Raw genomic sequence first — 16,802 nt, 5'->3', positions numbered from 1 at the left:
CGCGCTTCCCGGCGCCTCGGACCCGGGTGCGGAGACGGCCGTGCCCCGGGCGGAGGGCGCCCGGGGCACGGTGTGGGGTGGTGCGCGTCAGCCGTCCCCGCGGGACGGGAGTCGGGTCAGGAGAAGGACCACAGGTGGTCGTCGCGCTTGTTGCAGTCGAAGATCGTCAGTCGGGCGTCCTTGCCGCCGCTGCCGTAGAAACCGGACACATCCAGGCACCGTCCGGCGCTGGACTGGCTGCGGATCCAGAACTTGCCGTCCGACCGCTTGTCCAGGTACCAGAGCTGGTTGTCGGCGCTGGTGGTGCGGCAGTGGAACTCGCTCACGCCGGTGCCGGCCGGCTGGCCCGCGAAGTTGGGCAGGTCCAGGCAGAGGCCGTCCTTGCTGTTGCGGATGGTGAAGAGGTCCGCGCCGCCGGGGCCGGCGCCGGGCTGGGCCACGACGAGGTCCCAAAGCTGGTTGTCCGCGGCCGTCGTGTTGCAGGTGAACTGGTTGACCGGGCCGTCGACCGTGCCCTTGCCGTAGTTCGGGACGTCGGCGCACATGCCCGTCATGGCGTTCTTGAGCGGTACGCCGCGCACGGTGGTGAAGTTCGCGCTCTGCGGCAGGGCGCCGCCCGCACGGGCGGCGGGCTTCGCCGGCGCCGGCTTCTTCGGAGCGGCCTCCTTCGGCGCCTCCTTCTTGGGTGCCTCCTCCTTCGGCGCCTCCTTCTTCGGAGCCGCTTCCTTCGGAGCCGCTTCCTTCGGAGCCTCCTCCCTCGGAGCGGGCTTCAGCGTTTCCGGCACCGTCTTCGCGGGCGGAACCGCCGCGGGCTGCTGCGACTCGGGGGTCTTCTCCGGCCCCAGCGCGGTCACCGGCTTCACGCCGCCCACCCCGGCGGTGTCGTCCACCACCGTGGACGGCTCCTTCGCGGCCTCGGGCCCGCCCTGCCGTCCAGCGGCCTTGTCCTGCTCCAGGTCCTTCGTGTCCGCCACGGACTCCGGCGGCGTCTGCGTGCTCGGCGCCGTCCCGTCCGCCGCGGCGTCTCCGCCGGTGCCGGTGCGCCCGTCGTTGCGCTTCTCCGCTTCGGGGCTCAGGCTCGGGGCGGAGCCGGGGCGTTCGGCCGTCCCGGGCTGGGGCGCCGTCCGGGGCGGCGTCACGGGCTTCCGGGACGGCGCGGCCGTCGCGTAGTCGTTTCCGGGCGCCTGGCCCCCGTTGGGCGCGAGGTTCTCCAGGACCGTGCCGCCGACGGGCACTTCCTGGACGCGCGCCTCGTTGCGGTGGTCGTCGTTGCCGAGGCCGAGGAAGAGGAACGGCGTGCCGATGAGCACGGTCCCCGCTATCGCCGCCGCGGCCAGCAGCGGCTTGTTGGGCCGTCCGCTGGGCGGTTCGTCGCCCCTCGTGGCCGTGGCCGCGACGTGCGGTTCGAACGGCGCCGCGGCGGCCGCCCCCCGCCCCGCCGGGTTGCCGCTCCCGCGCCAGGTGGCGGCGGCCCGTGCCACCGCGCCGCCGGCGCGGGCGGCCGGCCGGGACGCGCTGCGCGACGCGGCCGGGGCCGCGGTCCGTTCCGCGGTGGTTCCGGTGGTCGCGGTGGTCGCGGTGGAGACCGTACGGATCTCCGCGGACCCGGCGGGGCCCGCCCCGCTCTCCTGGACCGCGGGACCGGGTGCGGTCGCCCGCTCCTGCGTCGTACCGGATCCGCGGGGGCCGAGTGCGGATCCGGGGTCGCCCGGCACAGCGGGCAGGACCGCCGCGAGTCGTACGGCTGGGCTCGACATCCGCGAGCCGCCTTCTTGTTGGGGCATGGACACTCCTCGTGCCTCGTTCGAGCGGTCGGTTTTCCGGTGGTGCGCCATGGTGGTCTTCTCGTGGGCGGGCCGGGGCGGGCCCGGCCCGTGCGGGGGATCGGCCGGCCCGGTCAGGCCTCCCCCAGCGGGCCCGCGCACCGCTCGGGCCAGGCGAACCCGGCCGTCGGGGCGGCGGGGCGTGCGCCCAGGGCCTCGTCGAGGCGCGCGAGCACCGCGCGGTCCTCGGCGTCCGGTTCCGCGTACCGGGCCGGGGGCGCGGCGGAGGCCGCGACGGACAGCTGTCGCAACAGGACCAGCGGCTCGGGGCCGTCCGACCGTACGTCGAGCACGCGGAAGGCGGTGCCCGGGGCGAAGACGACCTCGTCGTGCGCGGCGGAGGAGCCCGCGGCGCCGAAGAGCTGCCGGACCCGGCGGCCGGTCACCGACCAGATCGCGAACCGGGCGTTGCCCGGCTCCGGTCCCGCCGCGCCGTACGGCAGTGCGCTCACCGCGGCCGGGTCGCGCAGGACGGTGCCGGGCCTCGGCGGTTCGACCTCGCGCCCGGGCGCCGAGCCCCGCAGCGCCAGTCCCCGGAAGGACGGCATGCGGCGGAGCGCGGACGCGGCGCAGGCGGCGTACGGCAGGAGCCGGCCGCCGCCGGCGCGCAGGGCCCGGTCCAGCTCGCGGTGGCCGAACGGCTCGTCCGGAGGGCCGAGGTAGAGCAGCAGGGCCACCAGGTCGGCTCGGGCGGCGGCCTGTTCGGCCCCCCGCAGTGCGGGGAGCCGGGTCAGCGTGCGGGCCACGGCGGCCGCGTGGCGTTCCCAGGCGGTGTCGGTGAGCGTACGGAACGCCGTGCGCTCGGCCTCGGTGCTGTGGTGCTCCGGCAGCACGGGCACCGGGGGCAGCGGTCCCCGGGACAGCGCCGACGACGGTGCCGGGGCGGCGGGGGCCGCGGCCGGACGCGGGTGCGGCGGGACCGCGGGCACCGGGGAGGGCGCGCTCTCCAGCCCGATGGCGGGTCGCGTGGCGGGCGCGGGGTCGGGAACCGGGTCGGGGGCCCGGTCCGGGGCGGGCGGGACCGGCGGCGCGACGGGCGTCGCGGGCGGGCCGGCCGAGGGGTCCGTACGGGGTGCGCCGTGGCCCGGTGCCCCGCCGGCCCGCACACGGCCCGGACCGGCGGCCGCCGGGGCGCCGCCCGAGGCCACCGCGCCGCCGCCGGCCGCACCCGCCGTCGGGCGCGCGGCCGGGGCGGGCGCACCGGCGGTGCGCGCCGCGGCTGCGGGATCCGGAAGGGGGGCGGCGGCGGTGGTGACCACGGGCCGCGGGGCGTTCGGCGCACCGGCCCGCCCTGGGTCCGCTCCGCCCGCCGTGCCGGGGCCCGCGAGCGGGTCCGAACCGGTGGCGGGGAGGGGCACGGACCGCAGGGCCGGTACCGGCTCCGTCGCGGGGCGGGAGGCGACGCCGTCGCCCCTCCGGGGCCCACCGGCCGCGACCGGAGCCCCGGCGGCCGGTACCGGCGCCGTCTCGGTACCCCCACCGGGCACCGCACCGAGCACCGTTCCGGGCCCGGAGCCCGTCACGACCGGCACGGCGGGTACGACCGGCGTACCGGCGGCCGGGCCGGGCGCCGTACCGCCGGCCGATCCGTTCACCGCGGGCCCGGCCGGTGCCCGCGCACCCGCGTCGGGCGCCGGTGCGCCCGCCGGGGCGGCCACGGCAGCCGCGGCCGGGCTCGCGACGGCCGGGGACGGTGCTGCGGCGGTCTCGGTGCGCGGTGTCCCGGCGGACCGGGGCGCGCCCTGGGCTCGGGCCGCGCCCTGGGCCTGGCGGCCGAAGGAGGCGAAGCGCACGCTGCGGAGCCCGTGCAGGGCTGCCAGGCGGCGCAGTTCGCGGCCGCCGTCCGACGCCTTGCCGTGCACGTGCAGCCGGGCCCTGGTGCACACGTCGGGATCCAGCCCGTCGAGCAGCTCGGACAGGGCCGGCCACAGCGAGGGGTCCAGCTCCTCGCCCGGGATTCCCACCTCGATCGCCGGACCGTCCGCGTCCACCGGGAGGTCCGCCAAGGGCCGTACCGCGCCGTCCCGGGCGCCGACCAGCAGGCCCGCCCGGCTCACGGCGACCTGCCAGCGGTCCGACAGGTGCACCACCCCGTGCCCGGCCGCTTCCCGGCGCGGCAGCGGCGGGCTCCACTCCAGCAGCGTCGGCTCCGTCACGCCGGGGGCGCAGAGCACCGAGTCGACGAAGGGTTGCCAGCGCGGGGCGCCGTCCCGGCCGACCACCACGGACCGCACGGTCCCTTCGGAGTCCGGATCCGACCCGGTGAGCAGCGGCAGGCCGCTGTGGACGACGACGCCGGCGCCGACCAGTTCGGCGACGGCCCGCCCGGCGCCCAGTGCGTCGCGCCGGCCGCCCGGGGCGACGCGCAGCGCGGAGCGTGCGGTGTCGGGCAAGGCGGCGACCACGTCGGACACGTCCTCGGCGCCCACCTCTTCGCCGTCCGGTACTCCCAGCACGAGGAGCGGGCCCCGGTCGTCCATCGGGACCGCGTGGTAGAGGTCGCCGGGCTGCGGAGCCGAGCCGCCGTCGGAGCGGATGAGGACGCCCGCCGGGATCTCCTCGACGACGCAGCCGCCTCGGGTGCGGGACGGCAGACGGCCGGGCTGCCAGGCCGGTACGGGCTGCCGCAGGCCCAGCGGGACGGGCGCCGCACCCGGCCGGAAGCGCCACCAGCCGCGCTCCCCGGCGGCCTCCCCGCCGGGCGGCCCGTGGACGAAGAGTCCGCCGCCGGGCACGCAGAGCACCGTGCCGTCCGGGGCGACGACCTCCAGCTCCCAGGCGTCGGCGATGCGTTGGGCCACCGCCGGACGGGCTCCGGGCCGGCCGTCGCCGGAGCCGGACATGACCAGCCGTACGGCGGTGGCGCCCTCGTCGCGGACCCAGTCGAGCAGGGTTCCGAGCCGGGGCCACAGCGCGGCGGAGGACTCCTCGTCGGCGCCGGCGACCACGGTGACGGTGCCGGGGTCGTCCGACTCGGCGCACCGGACGAGGTCGGCGATCTCCTGCGGACCGAGCAGTTCGTCGGACGGCTGCCGGAGCAGCAGGACCCGGTCGTACTCCTCCACGAGGAAGCCCGTACCCCCGGCCGCGCGCTCCTCGTTCGGGCCGCCCGGCGGGGTGCCCTCGTCCCTGCGTCGGTTCCAGAGCATCACCGGCGGTCCCCGTCCGTCGCCGCGGCGCGGCCCTCGTGGCTGGTCGTCGTCATCGCTGTCGTCATCGTTCCGATCCGGGCCGGCCGGACGGCGTTCGACCGGCTGTGCGAGTCAACCTTGCTCGTGCGTCTTGCAGTTGACGGCGGCGTTAAGGCTGCGGCCGCCGTCGGTGCCGCTGGTGGGGGGTGCGGGCCCGTCATGGCGTACCTCCTGTGACCACGTACGCCGTGCCGTCCTGGTTCAGCGGGGCGGTCCCCGGTTCGACCCCCAGGGACCGTGCGACGGCTTCCCACACCGCCACGAGCGCCTTGGTGTCACGGGCGCCGTCCAGCAGCCAGCGCAGGTGCTGGAGCGGTGTCAGCCCCAGCTCGTCGACGGTCGAGGCGCGCCCGAGCAGCACGGCCTGGGCGGTCTGTCCGGCGGTGGGGACCACGCCCGCGCGGGTGAGTTCCGGCAACGGGACGGGGCGGGCCCGGTCCAGCAGCCGGACCACGTCCGGGGAGGCCAGCGCAGCCCGCAGGGCGTCGTCTGTGTCCACCCCTTGGGCCCCCGCCGACCGGGCGAGGGCGGTCAGCGCCTCGCCGGCGGTGCGGGTCGGGACGGGCGCGAAGGGAGGGACGGGTGTGACCACCGGGCCGACTGCGGGCGCGGGCGCCGGCAGGGCGGTGCTGCCCTGATAGTGCCGCAGTCGGGGCGAGTAGTGGACCTCGACGACGGGCCCGCCCGCGGGACCGTACCGGTCCGGGACGACGGGCGGGTTGCCGTCCAGGTCCCACTGCGCGACGTCGACGCCGACCCCGAGGGCGTGCGCGGTCAGCATCAGGAAGACGTCCCCGTGGTCTCCGGCCCAACTCGTCTCCCAGGTCCGCACCGCGCCCAGCATTCCTTGGAGTTCGGCGGTGCTCGGCGGAGCGGTGCTCGACCAGTAGGCGTTCTCCAGTGCGGTGCGCAGTGCGGCGTCGTTCAGCAGGGCGGGGTTGGCGACCCCGTGGGCCCGGGCGAGCGCCGTCAGGTCGGCCCGGGTCGTCGTCGGCGCGCGCAGGAGGCGGGCGAATGGGCCGGCGGTGGAGGCCCGCAGCTGGAGCAGCACCTGGTCCGGCAGCGGCTGCCCGGCCGCGGCGTGCAGCAGGTAGTCCTCGACGAGGGTGCGCAGGGCGGTGACGGCGGCCCGCGAAGGCCGGTGCCCGGGCAGCGTGCCGTTGTACGAGAGCGCGGTGGCCTGGGCGGACAGGTCGGTGCGGACCCCCGTGGTGTCCGAGAGCCAGGTGAAGGCCTCCGGGTCGTTTGCGGCCAGGCCGGGCAGTCGGTCGCGGACCACCTGGGGCGCGGAGGCGAGGAACGCGTACAGCAGGCACTCGCCGTTCGCGACGGTACGCAGCGGAGCACCGGCGGGAGGACGGCGCGACGGGCCGCCGTCCGTGCTGACGGTCCCGGGGACCACACCGCCGACGGTGCCGGTGCCCGGACCGGTACCGGTACCGGTACCGACCGTGACGGCACCGGAGTGGCTGCCGCCCACCGTGCCCTTGGGCTGCGGCGGCGGCACGGTCTTCGGCCCTGTCTTCACTCCGGTGGTCATGCCCGCGGTCACTCCGGTCTTCGCGCCGCCCTTCGCTCCCGTCTTCACCGACGTCTTCCCCACGCCCTTCCCCACGTCCTTCCCCCCTGTCCCCCCTGTCCCCCCTGTCGTCCCGGTCGTCTTCGTGGAGGCCGCCGGGACGGGCGACGGTCCGGGGGTGGTGGTGGAGCGTGCGGCCAGCGCGGTGCGCGGGCCGCGGGCCGGGATCGACGTCACCGAGGACGACGCGGGCCGGACCGGGCCCCCGCCCGTGATCCGGCGGGTGGCGCCGAGGGTGCGGGCGAGGCCGGGCAGCCGGCGGGCGGCCTCGGTCTGGAGCCCCGCCTGTCGGGTCTGCTCGTGTCGGGCGGCCTCGACGGCCGCGTCGATGGCGGTCAGGCGCCGGTGGCTCTGGTGGCGCAGCCCGGCGGCCCGGTCCCGGTGGCGGGTGGCGGTGCGCAGGTCCTTGCGGCGGTCCCCCTCGGCGGTCCGCGCGGCCCGTACGGCCCCTTCGAGGGCCGGCAGCCGCCCTTCAGCGGTCCGGGCGTCGGCGCGAGCGGCTGCCAGGTCCGTCCGGAGCCGGTCCAGTCGGCCGCGAAGGCCCTGGATCCGGGCCAGGGCGGCCCGGGCGCGCTGCTCGCGCGCTTGGACGGCCGCCGCGCTGACGGGCGGCGGGGTTCCCGTCCCGCGGGTCATGTGGCGCAGTTCGGCGGCGGCGGTGCGGGCCTCGACCGACAGCGCCCGCTCGCCGGGCGCGGCGGCGGCGAGCCGCCGTTCCACGGCGGCGGTGTCCTTCTCCAGCCGCCGTATCCGGCCGCGCGCCCGGGCGCCCGCGGTCCTGCCGTTGCTCAGCGCCGTCCGGGCCCGGGTGCGGGCCTTGGTCGCGTCCCGCAGCATCCGGCCTTCGTGGAGGAGGTCGGTCCGTGCGGTGGCGAGTGCGGTGTCGGCCGCGGCGAGGTCGGTGACGGCGTCGGGCCGCAGCGCGTGCCGTCCGGTCTCCTGCCGCCCGGCCGCGAGCTGCGCCCGCCGGGCGTCGCTGTGCGCGGTGACGGTGTCGGCCAGGGCGTTCCACGCGGTGACGGTGGCCGCGTCGGTACCGGCCAACGAGCCGTTCGCGGCGAACTCCCAGTGCTGGAGCCCGTCGTCGGTCCGCAGGACCAGCTCGACGGGCCGGCCGGCGAGGACGGCGGTTCGGGAGGCCGCGTACAGGGCCCGACCGAGGCGCGAGCCGTCGGCGTCCGGTCCGGTGGCGAGCCAGATCTGTGCGGCGTCCTCGTTCGGGGCGAGTGCGCCGGCCAGCACCGCGGGCAGGTCGCCGAGCGGGTGCCTGGTCCAGTCGCGGAGGTCTGCCGCCGGCTGCCCGGCCAGCATCGACCGGAGGTCGTAGACCTGCGGGTCGGTGCGGGCGGGGGTGATGCCGTGGCCGAGCACGTCGCGTTCGGCCAGGCGCATTTCGGCGCTGCCGGTGACGTAGCGGGTGCCGCCCGGACCGTTGACGGCGATCAGGACGTCGACCACGGTCTCGTAGCTGCGGGTGCCGCGTCCGCCGTCGGCCGGCAGGGCGGTGCCGCCGGTCTTGAACCATTCGCGGCGGCTGGCGGTGACGGTCGAGCCGGCTCCCTGGGTCAGGGGCTGCTGGGCGAGCACGGGCACACCGACGCCGAACAGGTGGCTGGAGTCGAGCGGGTCGGCGGTATGGGCGGTCTGCAGGGTGGTGCTGGAGGCGCCGCCGACGGCGAGGGCGGTGGACGCGGTGGTGCCGGGCAGGCGCAGCCGGTCCAGGGTGACGTCCCCGGCGTCGGTGATCCTGCGGGGGTTGCGGATCTCGATCCGCAGGCCGGGCGGGGCGTCGGGGTCCTCCTCGGACGGGTACGCGCCGGGCATGGTGGAGGTGATTCCGGTGGCGCGGGGCAGGTCGACGCCGATGGTCCGCGCCTGGATGAGCTCCCCGATGCGGACGGCGGCGGCCTCGGCGGACTGGGAGAGCGAGGTGGAGGCGAGGCCGGGTGCGAGGCCCGGGGCCACTTCGGTGAGGGCCTGGGCGAGTTCCCGGTAGGCGTTGAAGTGGAACACCGGGGCCGGGCCGCCGGGCACGATGCGCTGCCCGTCGCCGATGCGGCGGCCGCCGGCGGGTGCGGTGGCGGGTGCGGTGGCGGTCCTCGGGTCGACGGCCGACACGCTCGGGGGCAGCGGGTCGACGGGCACGGGCGGATCGGTGGCCTCGCTGCCGGTGAAGCGCAGGGTGACGAGGGCGGGCACGGTCGCGGTGCGTTCGGGCCGGCCGAACAGGGTGCGCCGGGCCCACTCGATCCAGCCGGTGTCCTCGTCGGACCAGCCGATCACGCCGGCCTCGACGATGCCGCCGGGGATGTTGAGCGGCCATTCGGTGACCAGCTCGGAGCGGACGGAGGCGGTGTACTCGTACTCCACCTCGAAGTCGGCGGCGTTGTCGGTGCGCATCCAGTAGCGGTCCTCCTCCGTGGCGGAGTTCCGGACGGCGTCGGAACTGCTGGTGGTGTACGTCAGGGCGGGGCCGGTGCGGTCGGTGCGGGTGTCGTCGGCGGGTCGGGTGTAGCGGGCGTTGGGGGTGAAGGTGCTGGCGTTCTGGCGGCTCGTGGTGGCGCTGACGGAGGTGTTGGACGCGGCGTGGATGTGCACCTGTTCCTGACCGGCCCCCGCGCCCGCCCGCCGGCCGCGCACGGTGCGCAGTCCGGCGGTGTCCTGACGGGGCCTGGCCTGGAGCGACACCTCGACGAGCCGGGCACCGCCCTTGGCGACGTGCAGGAAGTGGAAGCGCTGCGGGTGGCCGGGGCCGCGTGCGGGCAGGGCGCGCAGGGCGGTGGAGGTGGTGAGGTCGGCGATCCGGGTCCGTACGCCGGACAGGTAGGCGGCGTGGCCGGGGTCGGTGGAGCCGGGTGCCTCCCGCTCGACCAGCCGGGTCAGTTCGGTGCGCAGCGCGTCGCGCCGCTCGACGGGGGCGGGCGGGTGCTGGCCCGTCTGGGCCTGGGCGGGTGCCGCGGCCGGCTGCGACGTGGCGGGGGTCGAGCCGGCCGCGGGCGGCGCGCTCTGGTTGTGGCCCGCCCCGTTCCGGCCCGTTCCGTTCTGTACGGCCGCGGGCGGCGCGGGTGCGAACTGCCGGACCGACAGGATGCCGGCCAGTCCCGGTTCCCCGGTCCGGGCGAACCGGTCCGGCAGGGGCAGGTCGGCTGCGGGGCGCGCGGTCGGGGTCAGGGAGCCGATGCCTCCGAACCACGCGGCGTCCCGGCCGAGTTGCGTGTCGCTCATGAGGAACTGGCTGCCGCGGGGGATCTCGACGGCGAGGGTGACCGGTCGCGAGCCGGTGATGCCGAGGGCGTTGCCGGCCAGGCTGCGCCGGCCGTGGCGGACGGTGATCAGGATCGTCGCGCCGCTGCCGATGCGGTGCTGCACCCCGCCCTCGGTGGGGGTACGGGTCACCCCGGTGGAGGAGGTGACCGTCTTGCCGTGGTCGGTGCGGCGGGTGTGGGCCTGGCGGCCCGAGGGGTTGAACAGCGTCGTCGCCTCCGGGTCCGGCTTCTCCTTCTCGGCCGCGCGGCGTTCGTTGCCCGGTCCGCCCCGGCGCTCGTTGCCCGTCCCGCCCTTCGAGGCCTGCTCGGCCGTGTTGGGCGCCGGGGCGGGCCGCTGCGCGGCGGTGAAGGCCCCGGCGCCCTGGTGGGCGGTGCTCGTGCCGGTCTGGTGCGCGGTGGTGTCGGTGGCGCCGACGTCCGTCTCCAGGTACTGGGTCGCGCTGTTCGCGTGCTCCGGGTCGTGCAGGTAGCCCTGGAGTTCGACGGAGAACTCGTGGTCGGCGCCGAGGCCGGGCAGGGTCAGTCCCTCCAGGACGTAGCCGCCCTTGAAGATCTGGTGGGCGCGGCCGAGCAGGTTGCCGATGCCGAGGCCGGTCCGCAGGGCCTCGCGGAACGGGGTGCTCTCGTCGGTGGGGTCGGCGCCGTCCAGGTTGTCGGAGATGCCGCCGGCCCGGTTCGCCAGGTCCGACACGACTCCGGTGGTCGCGTCCCAGGCCGTGTGGGCGCGGCCCTTGCCGGGGTGGCCGGGGTAGGTGCCGGTCACGATCCGGTCGAAGGCGTCGATGAGCGCGGCCGAGCCGGCGAGGTGCTCCACGATGGCGTCGTCGGGGAGGCGGACGACGTGGGGTACGGGGTTGCCGGCCGCGTCGGTCAGGGCCAGGCGGGCCCGGTCCGCCGGGTTGACGGCGCGTACCCGGCGGGCGGCGGCGGGCGCCGGGCGTGCCGTGCCGGCCGGCTGGGTGCGGTGGTGCGGGACGGCGAGGGTCAGCCGCCCGGGGACGGTGTGGACGGGCGGGCGCTCCTCGTCGGCCGGCCGGGGCCGCGTGCCGGACGGGGCTCCGGGGTCGGCGAAGCGCTGCTTCGGCCGGGGGCCGTCCTCGTACAGGTCGAGGGACAGCAGCGCGGGCACCTCGAAGACTTCGGTGTCCTGCCCGCTGCCGATGAAGAACTGGTCCTGGTTGTTGCCCGAACCGGCCGTGAGGGTGTCGGCGCCCTGCCGGCTGTACGTGTAGTCGAGGGAGCCGCCGATGGTCCACTTCGGATCGCCGACCGGGCCGGACGGGCCGCCGCCGAAGCCGAGCTGCCAGCCGTGGGAGCGCCCCTTGGACTCGGTGCCCGGCACGCCGAACGAGGAGATGCCCATGACCTGGATGCCCGGCAGGGTGCGGCGGTGCCGGGTCGGCGCGGCGGTGTCGCGGGTGGCGCTCAGCCGCAGCTGGATCCGCCGGGTGCCGCCGGTGCGCGAGGGCAGGTCCAGCCACAGCGGCGCCCCGCCGTCGAGCAGGGCGTCGGCCGAGGCGCGCAGGCCCACGTCGGAGCGGGCCTGTTCGAAGCGGCGCAGGTTGGTGAGCTGGGCCTGCGCCCGCTCCTCGTCCTCCACGTAGGGCGCCCGGGGGCGCTGCAGCGGCGGCAGGAACCCCTCCTCGCGCAGCCACGCCTCGGCGCGCCGGAACATCGGCTCGGCGCCGGTGACGGCCAGCGGAGCGGCGGACAGGCCCAGCCCGTCGAGGTTCTCCAGTTCGTCGGGGAGCTGCCGCGGTCCGGTGCCGGGGGCGTGCTCCCGGCCCAGCGCGTCGGCCTGCGCGAGCATGCGCATCCGCAGGCCCCCGTCCCAGGGGCCCGCCCGGTGCGTCCTGCTGCCGCCGCGGGCGTGGACGAGGGTGACCCGGTAGGTGACCCGCGCCGGGGTGAGCAGATGGCTGCGGTTGCTGCGGACGGCGTGTGCCAGGGTGGCGGAGCCGCCGCTGGACAGTGCGGTGTTGGTCTGCCACCGGCCGCCGCCCTTGAAGGTGATGTTGCCCTGGGCGCGGGAGGAGGCCGCGGGGTGGCCCTTCGCCGTGTCGGAGGTGAACACCGGGGCGAGGCTGCCGTCGAACCCGATGCCGCTGGCGTACTTGACGGAGCTGTCCACCTTGACGGTCTGCGAGACGTGCGCCTCCAGGTTGATCTTGCCGTCGATCGAGCGGTGGGTGGGGGCCGGATCGGGCTCGACCACGGCGGTCAGCCGGAAGACTCCGATCGCCTTGCCATGGCTGTCGAGCAGGACCGGGGAGTACAGGCCGCCGCCCCGCTGGAGCGGCAGGGTGCCGCGCAGCACCGGTTCGGACAGGAAGGCCTCCAGCTCCTCGGCGGAGGCGTCCGACAGGTCCGACAGGTCGTCCTCGAAGGCGTCGCGGACCTCGGTGAGCAGCCGGGCCGGCTGCTGGACGGTGTCCACGCCCCACACCGGCAGGTCGTCGAGGGCGGCCGGCGCCGGCATCGGACCGCTGGGCTCCACCGCGAGGTGCTGGGGGAACCAGACGGTGACCGGTCCGTGCCGTTCGCCCTCGCCCCAGCTCCCGTCCGGGTCGCCGTTCGCGCCCTCCGGTACGGCGGGCGCCGGCCGGTCCAGCCGGATCTGCCAGTCCGAGACGAACTCCACGGGCTGCGAGAGCTCGTTGCTGCGCTGGGCGGTCATGGTCTGGACGGCCGAGGTGACGGTGGTGCTCGTGGAGAACTGGTTGTGGGTCAGCGTGGCCGCCAGCGCCGCGTCGATGCGGCTGACCACGCCCTCCCGCCCGATGGTGAACGAACCGGACCAGGTGACGGGCACCGTGCGGGCGTTCCCCGCGTTCTGGGACACCGAGGATTCGGAGCCGCCCTGGCCGCGCCGCTCGACGCGGCCCTCGGGGTCCTCGACGCTGTGCTCGCCGTACCGGGGTGAGCGGACCGGGTCCCGCAGGCCGAGCCGCACGTCCACGGTGTGCTCGCGACCCCGGTGGGTCACGGTGAACCTCCGGCCGGTGCTGCGCAGGTACGGCAGTTGCCGGGCCAGTTCGACGGCGTTGGCGCGCTCCCTGAGCTGGACCCGTACGGGGTGGTCCTGGGGGGCGCCGGCGGGTATGCCCAGGGCGGTGAGGATCTGCCGGTGCAGTCCGTCCACCACGGTGTCGGAGAGCGGTTCGACGTGGACGAGGCCGACCGTGCCGTCGTAGCCGGTGCCGTACCCGGTGGCGTAGGCGGAGAGGGGCGCGCTCCAGTCGCGCGGGGCCCGGCTGGACTCCCAGCGGCCGTCGTGCTCGTCCGGCGGCAGCGGGTCGGCGGGCGTCGCGTCCGCGGCCGGGGCGGCGGGTGCGGGGACCTCCGCCGTGAGCGGGTGGTCGCGCACCACGGGGCCGGAGTCGAGGGCCGACTCCAGGGTGCGCAGGTCGGCCTCGGTGACGGCGCCGGTCGCGGGGAGCCCGTCGGCGCCGGCCATCACACCGCTGGTCGCGGCGGCCAGCCGGCGGAACAGGGCGTCGGGGTCGCGTCCGCGGTCGCGCATCCCGGCGTAGTGCAGGATCTCGTGCAGGGCCACGGCGTCGTCGTGTCCGGGGTCGCCGCCGAGGCGGATGTGCAGCTGGTCGCTGGGGCCCGGAGCGTCGGCGCGGCTGAGCTCGACGGCTTCGGCGTGCTCGGGGGCGTGGGTCAGCGCGAGGTCCAGGTGCAGGTGGTCACCCGAACCGGGCAGGCGCAGGCCGTGGTTGGCGTGCACGGCGAGCAGCGCGCGCAGCCGCTCCTGGAAGGCGGGCAGCTCGGCGGGGTCGAAGCCGGGCCCGAAGCGCACCGGCAGCCGCAGGCCGACGTTGCGCACCCAGCGCCCGTCGTCGGCCTGGACGCGCCGGACGTGGGCGCGGACCAGGGTGGTGCGGCCGTGCAGCGTGCCGGGTGCGCGCCTCCCGTCGAGCGGGTCCGCGGCCGGGTCGAACCAGTCCAGGTGCAGCGGGGCCGCCGGCGCGGACGGGCGCCGGTGCCTCCACTGCGCGAGCCGTACGGGGACCTGCGCGGGCTCCTCGGCGTCCGGGCCCGCCGGGTCGGCGCCGGGGGCGGGTTGCGGCGCGGACGTGCCGGAGGCGGTCGCCGGGGGCGCGGTGACGGGCTGCCCGGTCGCCGGACCCTCCACGGTGCCGGTGCCGGTGCCGGTGCCGGTGGTCGTACGGGGCTCCGGGGGCGCGGGGGTGTGCGGATCGGCGGGGGCCGGGCCGCCGACCGTGGTCACCTTGGCCGGCGCGGAGTCCGGGGCGGCCTCGGCGGGCGGGGTGGCGCCCGGGTCCCCGAGACGGGCGGCGAGCTGTGCCAGCCGGCCGCCGGTCAGGCCCGCGGGCGCCGGGCGGCCGGGGGCCTCGGGCGGCAGGCCGAGCTGTTGGGCGATCCGGACCGCGTAGTCGGCCGGGTCGGCGTCGCTCCACCACTGCGTGGCGGTCATCGGGAGGTCGCGGCCGACCGGGGTGATGGTGACGCCGTCCGGGTGGGCGGCCTCCGCCACCTGCTCGACGGTGACGTGGAGCAGGTCGCCGCCGGGCAGCCGGTGGCCCGGCGCGTTGAAGTACGCCTCGGCCCCGGAGCGGACGTGGTGCCAGGCGTCCCCGGGCAGGCCGTCCGTCCCGGTCGCGATCCGGACGGTGACGTCGGTGACCCCCTGGCCCTCGTGCTCGACCCGTCGTACGTCGAACGTGGACCGTACGGGGGCGCGGCCGCCCTCGCCGGGCCGTGCCGGATCGCCGGACGCGGGCCCCGTCTCGGCGGTCCACGTGTGCGTACGGGTGACGGGCGCTGCCGCGGCGCGCGCGGCCTCCCAGGCCGGGGTGCCGGTGAGCGGGGCGGGCCCGCCGTGCCGGACCGGACCGGCCGTGGTGTCCGGTGCGGCGGCCGGGGGCCGCGCCGTGTCCCGGTCAGCGGAGTCGTCGGCGGGTGCGGCGGAGGTGTCGGCCGAGGAGTCGCGGACCCGGGTGAGCGGTTCGGGGGTGCCGCCGGACGTGGTGGGCCGGGGCACGGCAGCATCGGCGGCGGGGGCCGGGGCGGGAGGTGCCTGCCCCTGCCCTTCGACGACGGGTGCCGAGCCGGCTGCGTCGTGCCCGGACGGCTCGGGCCCGACGGGCCGCGCCTCCGTGTCCGAGGTGCCGCCCGTGTCCGACGTCGTGTCCGTGTCCGTGTCCACCACGGCATCCGGGTCCGGGAAGGCGGTCCGGGCCTGGCCGTCCTGGCCACCGCCCGGTCCGGCGCCGACCGGCAGGGGACGGCCCCCGGTCCCCGGGGCGGTGGTGCCCGGCGGAGGTGTGGTGGTGGCCGGGCCGGTGTCTCCGGTGAGGCCGCCGAACACGTCGGGGGCGTCCGGTGTGCCGGTGGGCTCGTCGGGCGCGGGGCTCCACCGCGCGGCGGGATCGCCCGCCCGGCCGCCCGTCACCGGGGACGGCGACGGGGGCGCGGTCGACGGGCCCACCGGCACGTCGGGGGTGAGGCCGGACGGGAGGTTCGTGGAGAGGTCCGGGGGCGGGACGCGGGACGGGTCCGAGGACGGCGGGAGGCCGAGCGGCGGCCCGGGAACGGCCCCCGTCGGGTCGGGGGCTCCGACGCGCGGCAGCGGGTCCGGCGTGCGGAGCAACGGGTTGGGGCCGGAGGGACGCGGGTCGGGGCCGGTGGGCCCGGTGGCGGCGGGGGGCGGGAGCGCACCGTTGGTGAGCAGCGGCGCGGGCGCCACCGGGTACGGGGGCCGGAGCGGCGGCGGTGTCGGGAGGGGCGGCGGGCCGGTGAACGGGCCGTCCTCGCCCACGCTCACCGACCGCAGCGCGGGCGGCACGGGGACGGGCACCGGGGCGGGGGGCGGCACGGGGACGGGGACCGGCCCGGAGCGCGGCGGGCCCTCGAAGTCACCGGGGCCGCGGGGGCCCGGACCGTCGGGCGGGTCCACCCGGTTGAGATCGGTGAAGTCCTCGGGGTCGAAAAGCCACTTGTGCAGCCACAGACCGCCGCCGCCGAGCGCCCCGTCGGCCGTCACCTCGAACATCGAGCTGGTGCCGGAGCCGACGAAGGTCTCCCACTTGAACTCCCAGACGCCGTCGAAGGCGCCCCGGATCAGGACCTCGGCCGCGGACTCGCTGACCGCGCCCACGACGAAGGCCTTGCCCAGGTCGTTGAAGCCGTCGAAGAGTTTCGTCGTGAACGGGTTCTTCTTGGTGAAGTCGTCGAAGATGTCGACGTTCTTCTTGAACCACTTGCCGGCGAAGTCGAAGGCTCCGCCGAGGAGGCTTCCGAACGCGCCGGCGAGGGCGCCGAAGGCGGCCCCCTTGCCCACGTCCTGCCAGTCGATCCCGTGGGGCTTGCGGTCGCCCGGGTTCAGGGCGATCTGGGCGAGCCGGACGGCGAGGACCTGTAGCGCCTCCTCGATGGCGCCGGTGAGGGTGGGCGCGAAGTGGGACATGCGCAGCAGCCGGTCCACGACGAACAGCACGGCCAGCCGGCTCCTCGCGCGCGCCAGCATCATCTGGGAGACGGAGGTGCCGCCGGTGATCACGGACAGCGCTGCCAGCAGCGCCAGTTCGATGAGGAGGGCGATGATCTCGGCGATGATCTCCCACTTCGCCTGCTGGATGCGCATCGAGTGGTCGATCTGGCCCATGGCGATCTCGTCCAGCTTGTCGACCATCGAGTTGAGGTGGTTCACCCCGCCGTCGTTGGTGAGCAGCGACAGCGCCCGGACGTACGGGTCGGCCACGTCCTTCGGCAGCGCGGTGGCGGCCTCGCTGATGGAGAGCTGGATCTCGTCCTGCAGTTCGCGGATGCCGCGGCCGAACCTCAGATAAAGCTCACGGCTGTTGTACGCGAGGTTCTCCCGTGCCTCCAACGGCATTTCGCCGATGAGGATCCAGAGCATCCTCCGGACGTCTTCCGGGAAGTTGATCTCCTGCACCCGAACCTCCGCTCACCC

3 protein-coding genes are annotated in these 16,802 nt (G+C 76.9%); all 3 read right to left on the bottom strand.

Going from position 1 to position 16,802, the window contains the following annotated elements:
- Window positions 1-116: 116 nt before the first annotated feature.
- Window positions 117-1,784 carry an RICIN domain-containing protein gene (locus CP968_RS32735; protein ID WP_167536901.1) on the bottom strand — a complete coding sequence of 556 codons (1,668 nt, stop codon included), beginning with the start codon at window positions 1,782-1,784 and terminating at the stop codon, window positions 117-119.
- A 113-nt stretch (window positions 1,785-1,897) separates the two neighbouring features.
- Window positions 1,898-4,972, bottom strand: a complete 3,075-nt coding sequence (locus CP968_RS32730; RefSeq protein WP_150521416.1) for a serine/threonine-protein kinase — start codon at window positions 4,970-4,972, stop codon at window positions 1,898-1,900.
- 199 nt (window positions 4,973-5,171) lie between these two features.
- Entirely contained in the window at window positions 5,172-16,784 is an 11,613-nt protein-coding gene (locus CP968_RS32725; RefSeq protein WP_150521415.1) for a hypothetical protein, read from the bottom strand.
- Window positions 16,785-16,802 lie beyond the last annotated feature (18 nt).

The sequence above is a fragment of the Streptomyces subrutilus genome, from assembly GCF_008704535.1.
Taxonomy (GTDB): Bacteria; Actinomycetota; Actinomycetes; order Streptomycetales; family Streptomycetaceae; genus Streptomyces; species Streptomyces subrutilus.
This window is presented reverse-complemented; position numbering and strand designations above follow the sequence as displayed.